Annotated in this window: 13 protein-coding genes; 9 read left to right on the forward strand and 4 right to left on the reverse strand. The window is 63.7% G+C overall.

Annotation, left to right across the window (positions count from 1 at the left end; translation table 11 throughout):
• Positions 1–20: 20 nt before the first annotated feature.
• Both AB7F49_RS10825 and AB7F49_RS10830 read right to left on the reverse strand, forming a co-directional pair.
• Entirely contained in the window at positions 21–335 is a 315-nt protein-coding gene (locus tag AB7F49_RS10825; RefSeq protein ID WP_428522140.1) for a hypothetical protein, read from the reverse strand.
• Positions 336–471: 136 nt separating this feature from the next.
• Positions 472–1,938, reverse strand: coding sequence for a hypothetical protein (locus AB7F49_RS10830; protein WP_428522142.1), 1,467 nt, complete (start codon positions 1,936–1,938; stop codon positions 472–474).
• A 120-nt stretch (positions 1,939–2,058) separates the two neighbouring features.
• Here AB7F49_RS10830 and lipA point away from each other — a divergent pair, with 120 nt between their 5' ends.
• Both lipA and AB7F49_RS10840 read left to right on the forward strand, forming a co-directional pair.
• Positions 2,059–3,009 (forward strand): lipoyl synthase, encoded by a 951-nt coding sequence (gene lipA / locus AB7F49_RS10835; RefSeq protein WP_428522143.1) that lies wholly within the window; start codon positions 2,059–2,061, stop codon positions 3,007–3,009.
• An 8-nt stretch (positions 3,010–3,017) separates the two neighbouring features.
• Positions 3,018–3,479, forward strand: a complete 462-nt coding sequence (locus AB7F49_RS10840; RefSeq protein WP_428522145.1) for a type II toxin-antitoxin system RatA family toxin — start codon at positions 3,018–3,020, stop codon at positions 3,477–3,479.
• A gap of 11 nt (positions 3,480–3,490) precedes the next feature.
• On the opposite strand, the gene AB7F49_RS10845 is transcribed toward AB7F49_RS10840, so the two are convergent.
• Both AB7F49_RS10845 and AB7F49_RS10850 read right to left on the reverse strand, forming a co-directional pair.
• Positions 3,491–4,009, reverse strand: coding sequence for a CinA family protein (locus AB7F49_RS10845; RefSeq protein ID WP_428522147.1), 519 nt, complete (start codon positions 4,007–4,009; stop codon positions 3,491–3,493).
• A gap of 4 nt (positions 4,010–4,013) precedes the next feature.
• A complete protein-coding gene (locus AB7F49_RS10850; protein ID WP_428522149.1) occupies positions 4,014–5,186 on the reverse strand; it encodes a bifunctional 2-C-methyl-D-erythritol 4-phosphate cytidylyltransferase/2-C-methyl-D-erythritol 2,4-cyclodiphosphate synthase in 1,173 nt (390 codons plus the stop codon).
• Positions 5,187–5,334: 148 nt separating this feature from the next.
• Between AB7F49_RS10850 and dusB the strand changes: the two genes are divergently transcribed.
• From dusB to hfq, 7 genes are all read left to right on the forward strand, one after another.
• A complete protein-coding gene (gene dusB, locus AB7F49_RS10855) occupies positions 5,335–6,390 on the forward strand; it encodes a tRNA dihydrouridine synthase DusB (protein ID WP_428522151.1) in 1,056 nt (351 codons plus the stop codon).
• Positions 6,387–7,544: a two-component system sensor histidine kinase NtrB gene (locus tag AB7F49_RS10860; protein WP_428522153.1), complete on the forward strand. Its 1,158-nt coding sequence runs from the start codon at positions 6,387–6,389 to the stop codon at positions 7,542–7,544. The genes dusB and AB7F49_RS10860 overlap by 4 nt, the downstream gene beginning before the upstream one ends.
• A gap of 20 nt (positions 7,545–7,564) precedes the next feature.
• Positions 7,565–9,007, forward strand: a complete 1,443-nt coding sequence (ntrC, locus tag AB7F49_RS10865; protein ID WP_428522239.1) for a nitrogen regulation protein NR(I) — start codon at positions 7,565–7,567, stop codon at positions 9,005–9,007.
• Positions 9,008–9,107: 100 nt separating this feature from the next.
• Complete coding sequence (locus AB7F49_RS10870; RefSeq protein ID WP_428522155.1) at positions 9,108–11,378, forward strand: ATP-binding protein; 2,271 nt, start codon at positions 9,108–9,110, stop codon at positions 11,376–11,378.
• Positions 11,375–12,745, forward strand: coding sequence for a sigma-54-dependent transcriptional regulator (locus AB7F49_RS10875; RefSeq protein ID WP_428522157.1), 1,371 nt, complete (start codon positions 11,375–11,377; stop codon positions 12,743–12,745). Before AB7F49_RS10870 ends, AB7F49_RS10875 begins: the two co-directional genes overlap by 4 nt.
• Positions 12,746–12,764: 19 nt before the next feature.
• A complete protein-coding gene (locus tag AB7F49_RS10880) occupies positions 12,765–13,622 on the forward strand; it encodes a D-amino-acid transaminase (protein ID WP_428522159.1) in 858 nt (285 codons plus the stop codon).
• Between the two features lie 178 nt (positions 13,623–13,800).
• Entirely contained in the window at positions 13,801–14,058 is a 258-nt protein-coding gene (gene hfq, locus AB7F49_RS10885; RefSeq protein WP_428522161.1) for an RNA chaperone Hfq, read from the forward strand.
• Positions 14,059–14,170: the final 112 nt, after the last annotated feature.

The following is a 14,170-nucleotide window of genomic DNA, read 5'->3' on the forward strand; positions in this document are numbered from 1 at the left end:
CGAGCGGCGGGTTGCCGTCCTCATCGCTGAGCGGCTGCGATCCGGCGCGGGCGCCTGCTTTCGACCACGACGACCCGCGGCCGCGCAGCGGCGCCGGTGGCGGTCGATATCACGGACCTGCTGAGTTCTTTGCGAGCAGGAGCGAGGGTGAGCAGCGCCGCCCGAACGTCCTGTTGGGGCAAGCCGATCAGCGAGGATGCGATCTCAACCTGTTCGTCGCGGTCGTCCGACAGTCCCTGGGCCGCGGCGATGGCCTCCTCCAGGGTTGGCCCTTCGCGCCGAACACGGCGAGCGCCATATTTCGTCTTCCATGCTGAATCTTTGGCCTTGCTCATCAATCCGCCTTGAACCGATCTGACTTTGAACGACTGGACAAGCCTAGCGGTTCTTTTGTTGCGCCGCAACAATATAATGGTGCGACGCACCATTGCCACCGCTTCCGCATGGAATTGGCGTCACAATGCGCCGCACTCACGCGGCGTCTCGATGCGAAATCTCGATTACGCGCGCGCGCAATGCCAGTTCCTCGACCAATGCGTTGGCAGCCGCGCGGTTCGGGCCGTCGAGATTGGCGTCCCACTCGTCGAGCAGATAGATCGGCGCGTCGGTATGGGCGACGATTTCCTGCAGCGATTTGATCTGGCGCTCGCCCGACGAGAATCCGCTCTTGCGCTTGCGGCGCTTCGGCGCCTCCTCATCCTCTTCTTCCCCCGGCTCCGGCTCCTTGCTGGCGAACTGGAATGCCAGCCGGTCCGTGGTCGGCCAGTAATAGGCGCGGTTCCTGATTTCGCCCTTGAGAGCGGCGAGCAGAGTGGACTTGCCGGAGCCGTTGCCGCCGCGGACGTTGACCCGTCCGGTGGCTGAGCCGAGCAGAAGCCGCAGCGCTTCATCGATCGATGACACCGACTGGATGTCGCCACCTTCGCGCAGCACCAGGCGGTCGAACTTGATGCGCCGGTTGAAATGCGGATCGGGTTCGGGCCGCATGTTGTCTGCGATGCCGCCGACCCGGGTCCATGCCGCGAGCACATCGTTGAAGTCGATCGCGAGCTGATGCACCTCGTTGGTCATGTCGATCTGTCGCGGCAAAGTGGCGGCCATGGCGATCAGCAATGCGATGTCACCGGCATCGCGAAAGGCGATATAGGCGAGCGTCGTGAACACGATCGTGAGGCCGAAAATCGCGCCGGCGGCGCTCAGTCCCTCGCGCGCCACGATCACCCGGATCGCAGCGCGCAGGCATCCGCGCGCGCGATCCTTGAAGCCTGAGAACCACAGACGAAGATTGTAGCGGTTGCCGGCAAAGACATTGTCCCACAGCGTGTAGCCGTGCGCGGTGACACGGTTATTCCAGCGCTGACTGTCCAGATAGATTTCGGTCACGCGCTTGCGCACGAAGAATTGCAGCGCGATCAGGGTCGTGAACACCGTCGCATAGGCGAGGGGCAGGAGCCCGTCGATCTCCATCCCGAGCACGATCGCGTTGAAGATCAACGCCAGTAGAATCTTGAGCTGGCCCTCGACCTCGTACATCAGGCGATAGATGGTATGAAACGTCTCGCCGGTCAGGAACGGCTCGACCTGCTCGCGCGCATGCCGGTCACCCAGCAGGGTGGGGAAGTGGCGGTTGTCGCGCGCGAATTTCGCGATGTAGAGGCCGAAGGCACGCATGCCGGCGCGCTCCGCGTAAACCCAGCTCACCGCGCCGGCGGCGTAGGAGGCGCACTGAACCACCAGAATCCAGATCAGGTCGTAGACCAGGCCGCCCCCGCCACTGGCGACGTCCCGCCCGGCCTTGATCACAAGCCAGGTGGTGGCGGCCGACAGCAGCGCCTCGAACACCAGCAGGACGAAGGTGACGTAGAGTGGTCCGCACAGGAAGAAGCGGACGAATTCCAGCCGGGTAAAGGGCTCGCGGACCGCGGATTCTCGAGTCATGGAAATGGGTGTTCCGGCCAGAATATCCGGGGAGGGTAGCCGTCTTGCGGTGAATGGTTGCAGAACGTAAGTAGAGTCGAGCGCGATATCCTGATGCTTCCTGATATTTTGAGGCCACCGGTGACGGTCGTTATCGACACCATCTCGCAGCCGCGGCCGCGGCACCCGGAAAAGGCGAACCGGCCGGACACTCCAGCGGTTCGCAAGCCGGACTGGATTCGCGTGAAGGCGCCGGTCTCCAAAGGCTATGCCGCGACGCAGGCGATCGTGCGGGAAAACAAGCTCGTCACTGTCTGCGAGGAGGCCGGCTGCCCGAATATCGGCGAATGCTGGGAGAAAAAGCACGCCACCTTCATGATCATGGGTGACACCTGCACGCGAGCCTGCGCCTTCTGCAACGTCAAGACCGGGTTGCCGGGCGCGCTCGACCGCGACGAGCCCGGTCATGTCGCGCAGGCGGTAGCCAGGCTCGGTCTGGCGCATGTGGTCATCACCTCGGTCGACCGCGACGATCTCGCCGATGGCGGCGCCGAGCATTTTGCGCGCACGATCGCAGCGATCCGCAAAGCCTGCCCGTCCACCACCATCGAAATCCTGACGCCGGATTTTCTGCGCAAGGAGCGCGCGCTGGAACAGGTGGTTGCGGCAAGGCCGGACGTGTTCAACCACAATCTCGAAACCGTGCCGTCCCGCTACCTGACGGTGCGGCCCGGCGCGCGCTACTTCCACTCGATCCGGCTGCTGCAGCGCGTGAAAGAGCTCGACCCCACGATGTTCACCAAGTCCGGAATCATGGTGGGGCTGGGCGAAGAGCGCAACGAAGTGCTGCAAATGATGGACGACCTGCGCAGCGCCGATGTCGATTTCCTCACCATCGGCCAGTATCTGCAGCCATCGCGCAAGCATCACCCGGTCGTGCGGTTCATCCCGCCGGATGAATTCAAGTCCTACGAGACCACCGCCTATGCGAAAGGCTTCCTGATGGTGTCGGCCTCTCCGCTGACGCGCTCGTCGCATCACGCGGGTGAGGACTTCGCGCGCCTGAGGATCGCGCGCGACGCAAGAGCCTGAGCCGCCAAATGCCGGAATTCTCGACCACGCGGCGCGTGCGCCACAACGCGTCCGACATGTTCGATCTGGTTGCCGATGTCGAACGCTATCCGGAATTCCTGCCGCTTTGCAGCGGCATGAAACTGCGCAGCCGGAAGGAAGAGGCAGAGGGCGTGGTGGTGATCGTCGCCGACATGACGGTGGCCTACAAGCTGATCCGCGAAACCTTTCGCAGCCGTGCCACGCTTGACCGGGCCAATCTGCGGATTCTTGTCGAATATCTCGAGGGTCCGTTCAGTCGCATGGAAAACCGATGGGAATTTCACCCGGTGCAGGAGCGGGTCTGCGATGTGAAGTTCTTCATCACCTATGAATTTCGCAGCCGGATGCTTGGCCTGCTGATGGGTGCGATGTTCGACACCGCCTTCCGACGCTTCGCGGTGGCGTTCGAGCGGCGCGCCGATGTGATCTATGGACGCAACACCGCCTAGCCGGGTTGCGGTCAGCTTCGGGGCGGCCGCTGGGTTTCGACTTCGGCCAGATCATGCAGCATGCGAAATGCCTGCAAAACCGACTGTTTTCGGACCTCGGCGCGGCCGATATCGCCGAACCGCTTTTCGACATGGATGAGCCGGCCCGAGTGCGTGGCGGCACCGAAATGCACGAGGCCCACCGGCTTCTCCGCGGTGCCGCCGTCGGGTCCGGCGATCCCGGTCACCGAGACCGCCAGATCGACCGGCGCATGGGCGATCGCGCCGCGCGCCATCTGTTCGGCAGTCTCGCGCGAAACCGCGCCGTGCATTTTCAACGTCTCGGCCGCCACTCCGAGCATGTCCTCTTTCGCCTGGTTGGAATAGGTGATGAAGCCGCGGTCGAGGATGCTCGATACACCGGGAATCTCGGTCAGCGTGCCGGCAACCAGACCCGCGGTACAGGACTCGGCGGTCGCGACCGTCAGGTTCTTGCGCTTGCAGATGTCGAGCAGGCGCTTCGCCGCTTCAACGATGTCGTCGTCCAGCATGTGATCAACTCGTGGGAAGCCGGATCGTTGCCGTGGCGTAGGCGACCATGCCTTCGCGGCGCCCGATAAAGCCCATGGCTTCATTGGTCGTGGCCTTGACGCCAACGCGGTCCGGCGTGACCCCGGCAATCTCGGCGATGCGCGCGCGCATGGCGTCGCGATGCGGACCGATCCTCGGCGCCTCGCTGACCACGGTGATGTCCAGATGCGCGATAACGCCGCCGCGCCGGGCGACACGCTCGGCTGCGAATTTCAGGAAGCGGTCCGACGTGGCGCCCTTCCATTGCGGATCGCTCGGTGGAAAGTGATCGCCGATATCGCCCTCGGCAAGGGCGCCGAGAATGGCGTCGACCGCGGCGTGGAGCACCACATCGGCATCCGAATGCCCGGAGAGGCCGTGGTCATGCACGATGCGCACGCCGCCCAGCGTCACATGATCGCCCGGCCCGAATGCGTGCACGTCAAAGCCCATCCCGGTGCGGATGTCGGACAGCCGGTCGCGCAGCATGGTTTCGGCCCGCATGAAATCCTCTGGCGTGGTCAGCTTGAAGTTTCCGCTCTCGCCCTCGAAGGTCGAAACCGGATGACCGGCCCATTCCATCAGAGCAGCGTCGTCGGTGAAGTCGCAGCGTCCGGCCTGTTCGGCGTTGCGATGCGCGGCGATCAAGGGTGCGAAGGCGAATGCTTGCGGCGTCTGAACGGTCCGAAGCGCCTCCCGATCCGGAGTCCCCGTAATGGTGCCATCGGGGCTGACCGACTTCACCGTATCGACAATTCGCAGGGCGGGAATGGCGGCGCCGGAGGTTCTTCCGGCCTCGATGGCGCGAGCGATCAGCGCCGCGGACGCAAAGGGCCTGGCTGCATCGTGGATCAGGACCAGACTGGGGGCTTTCGGCTCGAGCGCAGCGAGCCCGGCCAGGACCGATCCCTGGCGGGTCTCCCGGCCGCTGACCGGCGGCTGAAGATCAAAGCCGCGAACCGCATCTTCGTAAAGGTCACAGTCGTCCGGGTGGATGACGACCTGCACCGCCGACGCCAGGCCGGAATGTGACACCTGGGCGAGACTTCGGCGCAGCGCGCATTGTCCTGCGACCGGTCTATATTGCTTTGGGATGCCGTCTCCGCTACGGCGACCGCGCCCTGCGGCGACGATAATGAAGGCACAGTCTGCAGCCATCAAGCTACCTGGATACCGTTGCTCACAGGTGTCCCTGCTATGCACATATTGTAATCTTTTTTGCACTGCAGCACTTGTGTCATCCTCAGACTTGTCTAAACTCTAAGCATCACACATGCAGCCTAATTTTTGTGCAAATCCTGCAAGCATGAGCGGCACAACAGAGATCGCAGTCGGCGGCAACCGCTTGGCCAATCCGGTGATGCTGGCCCCGATGTCCGGCGTCACGGACGCCCCGTTCCGGCGGCTGGCTGAACGCCTCGGTGCCGGACTAGTCGTATCCGAGATGGTGGCAACATCAAAGCTTGCCGATGGTCAGCGCGACGCCGTGCTGCGCGCGGACGGTCGAGGGGTCTCGATCCACGCCGTGCAACTGGCCGGATGCGAGGCGCGCTGGATGGCGGAGGGCGCGCGGATCGCGGAAAGCGAGGGGGCCGCCATCATCGATATCAATATGGGCTGCCCGGCCAAGCACGTTACCAGCGGGCAATCCGGCTCCGCCCTGATGCGCGATCTCGATCACGCGATGACGCTGATCGATGCCACCGTAGCCGCGGTGTCGGTGCCGGTAACTCTGAAGATGCGGCTCGGATGGGATCGCGATTGCATGAATGCGCCCGAGCTTGCGCGCCGCGCCGAGGCATCGGGCGTGACGCTCGTGACCGTGCATGGCCGCACCCGTAATCAGTTCTACAAGGGAAAGGCCGACTGGGCTGCGGTACGGGCGGTGAAACACGCGGTGTCGATCCCGGTCGCCGTCAATGGCGACATCACGTCGGGTGCCGAGGCGAAGACTGCGCTCGCACAATCGGGCGCCGATCTCGTGATGGTTGGCCGTGCGGCGCTCGGACGGCCCTGGCTGCCGGGCCGCGTCGCTCTTCATCTGGCGAACGGGACCGAGGAGTGCGATCCGCCGCTGCATTTGCAGCACGAGATTGCGGATGCGCTGTACCGGGAGATGGTCGAGCATCATGGCGTCGAGATCGGCCGGCGCCACGCACGCAAGCACCTGGCGGCTGCGATCGACGTTGCAGGCGCGTATGCCGGGGCGACCGCAGAGACGGTGAAATCGCTACGGTCGCGGGTGCTTACGGCGGAAACCCCGGCAGAGACGCTGCGCCGGCTGGCCGCGGCCTTCGAGGTCCTGCAGGCGCTGGCGCAACCGAATTCGCAGGCGAAGGACCGGTGGAGAGTCGCGGCATGAACGTGCGCAGCGCAACCCGCATGCTTCTCGGTACGCCGGATGCAGTCGTGAATGCGCTACCGCTGCCGGTCGTGGTGGTGGCTGCCGACGGCAAGATCGTCGATGCCAATGTTGCGGCGGAGAACTTCTTCGAGGTTTCGGTACCGCTGCTCAAGCGTCACTCGCTGCGCGAGTTGATTCCGTTCGGCTCTCCGCTGCTGTCGCTGGTGGACCAGGTGCGTGAGCACGGCGGGGCCGTGAACGAATATCGCGTCGATCTTTCGACCCCGCGCAATCCGGGCGAGCATGTCGTCGATCTCTATGTCGCTCCCTTGCCCGAACGCGAAGGGCATGTGGTCGTGATGCTGCAGGAGCGGACCATTGCCGACAAGATGGACCGCCAGCTCACGCATCGCGGCGCCGCGCGGTCGGTGAGTGCGCTCGCGTCGATGCTCGCCCATGAAATCAAGAACCCCCTGTCCGGAATCCGTGGCGCGGCGCAATTGCTCGAGCAGTCCGCGGGCGACGAGGATCGCACCCTGACCCGGCTGATCTGCGACGAGGCCGACCGTATCGTGAAGCTGGTCGACCGGATGGAAGTGTTTGCCGACGAGCGTCCGGTCGAGCGCGCGCCGGTCAACATTCACGCCGTGCTGGAACACGTGAAGCGGCTCGCACAGTCCGGCTTCGGCCGCCACATCCGCTTCCTGGAGGAATACGACCCGTCACTGCCGCCGGTCTATGCCAACCGCGATCAGCTCATCCAGGTATTCCTGAACCTCGTCAAGAACGCCGCCGAGTCGATCGGCGAGAGCGCGATCGACGGCGAAATCCAGATGACCACGGCGTTTCGGCCGGGCGTCCGGCTCACGCTTCCGGGCAGCCGGTCGCGGGTGTCGCTGCCGATGGAATTCTGCATCAAGGACAACGGCCCCGGGGTTCCCGCCGACCTGCTGCCGCACATGTTCGATCCCTTCGTGACGACCAAGACCTCCGGATCTGGCCTCGGACTTGCATTGGTTGCGAAGATCATCGGCGACCATGGCGGCATCATCGAATGCGAATCCCAATCGCGGCATACGATTTTCAGGGTCCTGATGCCCATGTATTCCGGCAACGGCTCCGATTCCCACCCGATCGAGGCGCCGGAAGCGGCGGAGGCCCAAGCGCAATGAGCAGCCGAGGCTGAATGCATATGCCTGCGGGAAATATTCTCGTCGCCGACGACGACGCCGCGATTCGGACGGTGCTCAACCAGGCATTGTCGCGCGCAGGCTATGAGGTGCGCTCCACCAGCAACGCGGCCACGCTGTGGCGCTGGGTCAGTCAGGGCGAGGGCGACCTCGTCATCACCGACGTCGTGATGCCGGACGAAAATGCGTTCGAACTCATTCCGCGGATCAAGAAGCTGCGGCCGGAACTGCCGATCATCGTGATGAGCGCGCAGAATACGTTCATGACCGCGATCCGCGCCTCCGAGCGCGGTGCCTACGAATACCTGCCCAAGCCCTTCGACCTCAAGGAACTGATTGGCATCGTCGGCCGCGCGCTGTCCGAGCCGAAGGACCGATCGCGCAATATCGCGAAGCCGGACGAAATCGATTCCTCGATCCCGCTGGTTGGTCGCTCGCCGGCAATGCAGGAAATCTACCGCCTGCTGGCGCGCCTCATGCAGACCGATCTCACGGTCATGATCACCGGGGAGTCCGGCACCGGCAAGGAACTGGTGGCGCGCGCGCTGCATGATTACGGCAAGCGGCGCGGCGGTCCCTTCGTGGCCATCAACATGGCTGCGATCCCGCGCGACCTGATCGAATCGGAACTGTTCGGCCACGAAAAAGGAGCGTTTACGGGCGCCAACACGCGTTCTTCGGGCCGCTTCGAACAGGCCGAGGGCGGTACGCTGTTCCTTGACGAGATCGGTGACATGCCGATGGAGGCACAGACCCGGCTGCTGCGCGTGCTGCAGCAGGGCGAATACACCACGGTCGGCGGCCGCACGCCGATCAAGACCGATGTCCGTATCATCGCCGCAACCAACAAGGATCTGCGGATATTGATTCAGCAGGGCCTGTTTCGGGAGGACCTGTTCTTCCGCCTCAACGTGGTGCCTCTGCGGTTGCCGCCGCTGCGCGAACGCGCCGAGGACGTGCCCGACCTGATCCGCCATTTCCTTGCAATCGCGGAGCGCGAGGGCCTGCCAAGCAAGCAGGTCGATCAGGCGGCGCTGGAACGCATGAAGAAATATTCGTGGCCCGGCAATGTGCGGGAACTGGAAAATCTCGCGCGCCGGCTGGCGGCCTTGTACCCGCATGAGGTGATCACGCTTGCGGTCGTGGAATCCGAACTGACCCAGCCCGCCGTTTCCCACGATATCGATACCGCCGCGCCGGATAACCTCTCGGCGGCGGTCGAGCGCAATCTCGCCCGCTATTTTTCCGGCTTCCCGGAGGGGCTGCCGCCACCCGGTCTGTATCATCGGGTGCTGCGCGAGGTGGAATATCCGTTGCTGACCGCGGCGCTTGCGGCAACCCGCGGCAACCAGATTCGGGCCGCCGACCTGCTCGGGGTCAATCGCAATACCCTGCGCAAGAAGATCCGCGATCTGGACATCCAGGTCATTCGCACCACCAGTTGACAGCGGCTGCCGCGGATTTGTCTCAATTCCGCAACAATGTTGTAGAAATACATCATTGCGGCCTGATCTGGCCGTCCAGCAACGTCGCAAACGGGGGGCGATGGCGAGCGCCGACCAGTCTTTGCCGCTAGAGCGGCCGGCAGCCCTGGGCTCCGGCCGGCGGTTGCCGTGGCGGTGGATCGGCCTCGTTGCGGTCGGCGTGGCGCTGCTCTCCGCGCTGGCGACGTTCCTGGTCTTGTCTGGCCTGACCCCGCTGCCGCCGACACACAACGTTGTCGTCAGCCTGCTTGCCATCAACGGCGCCGCGGCACTGGTTCTCGTCGCGGTGATCGCGCGGGAAATCAGGCAGATCGTGCTGGCGCGACGACATGGCCGCGCCGGCGCTAGGCTGCATGTCCGGATCGTCGGACTTTTCGCGATCATTGCCGCGGTGCCGACCATTCTGGTCGCGACCGTAGCCACCATCACGCTCGACCGCGGGCTCGACCGCTTCTTCTCGAGCCGCACCAAGGCGATCATCGAGAATTCGCTTCTGGTGGCCGAAGCCTATTTGCGCGAGCATGGACAGTTGATCCGCGGCGATATCCTTGCGATGTCGCAGGATGTAACGCGCGCGAAGCCATTGTTCGATTCCGAGCGCGAACGGTTCCGCCAGTTTCTTTCAGCTCAGGCGACCATCCGCGGCCTGCCGGTGGCGGTGATTCTCACGGGCGATCTGGAGATTGTCGAACGCACCAATCTGCGGGTGACGCAGGATTTCGCAATTCCAAACAAGGAAGTACTGAAGGCGATCGGCGAAACCGATCCGCAGATCGCGCTCATCCCGGATGCCAATTATGTGGCGAGCATCATCAAGCTGCGCAACTACGACAACATGTATCTCTATGTCGTTCGCCAGCTCGATCCGCGCGTGGTCCTGCATGTGCGCGATACCCGGGCGAGCGTATCCGATTATGCCCTGATGGAATCGCGCCGTGCCGGCGTCACGGTTGCCTTCGGCCTCATGTACACGGTGATCGCGCTGATCGTGCTGCTGTCCGCGGTCCTGATCGGGCTGAATTTCGCCAATCGCCTGGTCGCGCCGATCCGTCGTCTGATCGGCGCCGCCAATGTCGTGGCAACCGGAAACCTGCATGTCCAGGTCCCGGTCAATCGCTCGGAAGGCGATCTCGGCCAGCTTGGCGAAACCTTCAATCGCATGACCCACGACCTTCGTACCCAGCGCGACGACCTCGTCAGCGCGCGCGATCTGATCGACAGCCGGCGACGCTTCAGCGAAGCGGTGCTTGCGGGGGCGAGCGCCGGCATCATCGGCGTGGATCACGACGGCAAGATCAGCATCCTGAACCGGTCGGCGGAACAGTTGATCGGCTCGCCCGGTTCCGATGTCATGAGCAAGCCGCTGCTCGAGGTGGTCCCCGAGCTTGCCGAACTCGTGCACCAGGCGATCGACAACGGCCAGCGCCTGGCGCAGGGGCAGGTGACGCTGAGCCGCAAGGGGCGCGATCGCAACCTTTCGGTGCGTGTTGCAAGCGAGCAATCGGCCGATGCCGAGCATGGCTATGTTGTCACGCTGGACGACATCACCGAACTTGTGGCCGCGCAGCGCACCTCGGCCTGGGCCGACGTCGCTAGACGCATTGCGCACGAGATCAAGAACCCGCTGACTCCGATCCAGCTGTCCGCCGAGCGGCTGCGGCGCAAATACGGCAAGGTCATCACCGAAGATCGTGCGGTGTTTGAGCAATGCACCGACACGATCGTGCGTCAGGTCGACGACATCCGCCGCATGGTTGACGAGTTTTCGCGGTTCGCGCGAATGCCGAAGCCGGTGATGCAGGCGGAGGATGTCGCCGACACCGTGCGGCAGGCGGTGTTCCTCATGCGGGTCGGGCATCCCGATATCGACATCGAGCTGACGATCACAGAGGACCCGATGCCGGCGCGCTTTGACCGCCGCCTGGTGTCGCAGGCGCTGACCAACATCATCAAGAACGGCACGGAGGCGATTTCGGCATTGCCTGACAATTCGGAAAAGGGCCGCATCGAAGTCACGGCTACCCGCGACCAGGACAATATCTTCATCGACGTGATCGACAACGGCATCGGATTGCCGAAGGAGCATCGCTCGCGATTGCTGGAGCCCTATGTCACCACCCGCGAGAAGGGTACCGGACTTGGGCTCGCAATCGTCGGGAAAATTCTGGAAGAGCATGGCGGCGGCATCGAATTGCACGATGCATCCGAAAAGGAAGCAGGGCGAAGGGGCGCGTGGATAAGGCTGCACATTGCCGTCAATCCGCCGCAACCGAGCGCGACGAATTCGAACGAGGACGACAGGTCCAAGCTTGCAGGTGGCGTGACATCATGACGGCCGAGATTCTTATCGTCGACGACGAACCCGATATTTGCGAACTGGTGTCGGGGATCCTGCAGGACGAAGGCTATTCCACCCGGACGGCGCGCGACGGCGACGACGCGATTGCTGCAATCCGGACGCGGCGGCCCAACCTGCTGTTTCTCGATATCTGGCTGCAAGGCTCCAAACTCGACGGGCTGCAAATCCTGGACGCAGCGAAGGAGCAATATCCCGATCTGCCGGTGGTGATGATATCCGGACACGGCAATATCGAAACCGCCGTCGCCGCCATCAGGCGAGGGGCCTATGATTTCATTGAAAAGCCGTTCAAGGCCGACCGTCTGGTGCTGGTGGCAGACCGCGCGCTGGAGAACTCACGGCTCAAACGCGAAGTGAAGGAGCTGAAGGCGATCGCGCCCCTGCCGTCCGCCCTGGTCGGAAAGTCGCCCGCCATGAATCAGTTGCGCCAGACCATCGACAAGGTGGCACCGACCAACAGCCGCATCATGATCATCGGCACGTCGGGCTCGGGCAAGGAATTGTGCGCGCGTACGATCCACAATCTCTCGAGCCGGGAAAGCGGTCCCTTCGTGGTCATCAACGCCGCCGCGATCACGCCCGAGTCGATGGAAGTCGAATTGTTCGGCGTCGAGCAGACGAATGGCAGCCAGACCCGCAAGGCAGGGGCACTGGAAGAGGCCCATGGCGGCACCCTGTTCATGGACGAGGTCGCCGACATGCCGCGCGAGACGCAGAACAAGATCCTGCGCGTGCTTGTCGACCAGACCTTCCACCGGGTTGGCGGCAACAGCAAGGTCGCTGTCGATGTGCGCATCATTTCCTCGACCGCGCGCAACCTCGAGGCAGAGATCGCTGCCGGACATTTCCGGGAGGACCTGTATCATCGCCTTTCGGTCGTCCCGATCCGCGTACCGCCGCTTGCCGAACGGCGCGAGGATATTCCGCTGCTCGTCGATTACTTCATGGACCAGATTTCACTGGCGACCGGCCTGCCGCGGCGGCAGATCGGCGACGATGCGATGGCCGTTCTGCAGTCCCATGACTGGCCGGGCAACGTGCGACAGCTGCGCAACAACGTGGAGCGGCTGATGATCCTCGCGGGCGGGGATCCGAACGCGGTCATCAGCGCGAGCATGCTGCCGCAGGATGTCGGCTCGATGGTGCCCGCTATGCCCAACGGCAATGGCGGGGAGCAGCTGATGAGCTTGCCGCTGCGCGAGGCTCGCGAAATGTTCGAGCGGGAATATCTGGTGGCGCAGATTAGCCGCTTCGGTGGCAACATCTCGCGAACCGCCGAATTCGTCGGCATGGAACGCTCCGCCTTGCACCGCAAGCTCAAGGCGCTGGGCATCGGCTGACGCGCGAGAGAACGGTCCCGTGTCGCGCATTGCCTATGTAAACGGACGCTACCTGCCGCAGCGCGACGCCGCGGTCCATGTGGAGGATCGGGGATATCAGTTCGCCGACGGAGTCTACGAAGTCTGCGAGGTGAGGGGAGGCCGACTGATCGACGAGCGGCGTCACATCGAGCGCCTGCAGCGATCACTGTCCGAATTGCGGATCGCGTTGCCGATGTCGCTGGCTGCGCTGGGCATCGTGCTGCACGAGACGGTGCGGCGCAACCGCGTGCGCGACGGCATCGTCTATCTGCAGATCACCCGAGGCGTTGCGAAGCGCGACCATGCCTTCCCGGTCGCCGATACGCCGCCGTCGGTCGTGGTGACCGCGAGCCGGATCGACCCGGCCAGGACCGAGCGGGTCGCCGCCGAAGGTATCGCGGTCGTGACCCTGCCGGACAACCGCTGGGACCGCGTCGACATCAAGTCGATTGCGCTGCTTCCCAATGTGCTGGCAAAGCAGCTTGCACGGGAGCAGGGCGCCCGCGAAGCCTGGTTCGTCGCCCCCGACGGCACCGTGACGGAGGGCGCCTCTTCCAATGCCTGGATCGTAACCACCGGAAACGAGGTGGTGACCAGGAAGGCGGACCGATCGATTCTGAGGGGGATCACCCGCACGGTGCTGCTCGACGTGCTGCGGGCGCAGGGTCTGATCCTTGTGGAGCGGGCTTTTACCGTCGCCGAGGCCATCGGCGCGCGGGAGGCCTTCATTACTTCGGCAAGCCAGACCGTCATGCCGGTGGTCCGGATCGACGGGCAGCCGGTCGGAAACGGGGCGCCGGGACTGATCGCAAGCGCGCTTCGCGCCGATTTCCACCGCCATTCCGAAAAATCGTGACGATTTGTCCCTCCGTGGAATGTAACAGGCCCCATGTTGTGCTTGCGCGTGGTCCGGCCGTGCCATCTAATACGTCGCCCCAAGTCCTCGTGGGTGACAAGAACGAGGGACGATGCGACTTGGCAAGAACGTCCTGCGGGTTTCGGGGTCCGCGGGCAAGAAAATGGAACGAACGGCAATGGCCGCCGAAAGAACACAAAACCTCCAGGACACCTTCCTCAACCACGTCCGCAAGGCCAAAATCCCGCTTACGATCTTTCTGGTGAACGGGGTCAAGCTTCAGGGCGTGGTCACATGGTTCGACAATTTCTGCGTTCTGCTGCGACGGGACGGGCATTCGCAACTGGTCTACAAGCACGCTATCTCCACCATCATGCCGGGGCACCCGATCCAGTTGTTTGAGGGGGCCGAGGAAGGCGCCGGGGAAAAGAGCTAGGGCGGCGGATTTGAAGTTCCTGCCAGTATTCGCGGCCGGGTCGGTCGCAGGAACGTCGAAATCCAGAGCCGCACTGGAATAATCGCTTGTGTCCCTTGTCTCCGGCGCTTGC

Source organism: Pseudorhodoplanes sp. (assembly GCF_050250235.1).
Classification (GTDB): Bacteria; Pseudomonadota; Alphaproteobacteria; order Rhizobiales; family Xanthobacteraceae; genus Pseudorhodoplanes.

What these genes read in the sequence shown, in the direction of transcription:
- AB7F49_RS10825 (WP_428522140.1), bottom strand. Translation starts at nt 335, where the DNA reads ATGAGCAAGGCCAAAGATTCAGCATGGAAGACGAAATATGGCGCTCGC.
- AB7F49_RS10830 (WP_428522142.1), bottom strand. Translation starts at nt 1,938, where the DNA reads ATGACTCGAGAATCCGCGGTCCGCGAGCCCTTTACCCGGCTGGAATTC.
- AB7F49_RS10840 (WP_428522145.1), top strand. Translation starts at nt 3,018, where the DNA reads ATGCCGGAATTCTCGACCACGCGGCGCGTGCGCCACAACGCGTCCGAC.
- AB7F49_RS10845 (WP_428522147.1), bottom strand. Translation starts at nt 4,009, where the DNA reads ATGCTGGACGACGACATCGTTGAAGCGGCGAAGCGCCTGCTCGACATC.
- AB7F49_RS10850 (WP_428522149.1), bottom strand. Translation starts at nt 5,186, where the DNA reads ATGGCTGCAGACTGTGCCTTCATTATCGTCGCCGCAGGGCGCGGTCGC.
- dusB (WP_428522151.1), top strand. Translation starts at nt 5,335, where the DNA reads ATGAGCGGCACAACAGAGATCGCAGTCGGCGGCAACCGCTTGGCCAAT.
- AB7F49_RS10860 (WP_428522153.1), top strand. Translation starts at nt 6,387, where the DNA reads ATGAACGTGCGCAGCGCAACCCGCATGCTTCTCGGTACGCCGGATGCA.
- ntrC (WP_428522239.1), top strand. Translation starts at nt 7,565, where the DNA reads ATGCCTGCGGGAAATATTCTCGTCGCCGACGACGACGCCGCGATTCGG.
- AB7F49_RS10870 (WP_428522155.1), top strand. Translation starts at nt 9,108, where the DNA reads ATGGCGAGCGCCGACCAGTCTTTGCCGCTAGAGCGGCCGGCAGCCCTG.
- AB7F49_RS10875 (WP_428522157.1), top strand. Translation starts at nt 11,375, where the DNA reads ATGACGGCCGAGATTCTTATCGTCGACGACGAACCCGATATTTGCGAA.
- hfq (WP_428522161.1), top strand. Translation starts at nt 13,801, where the DNA reads ATGGCCGCCGAAAGAACACAAAACCTCCAGGACACCTTCCTCAACCAC.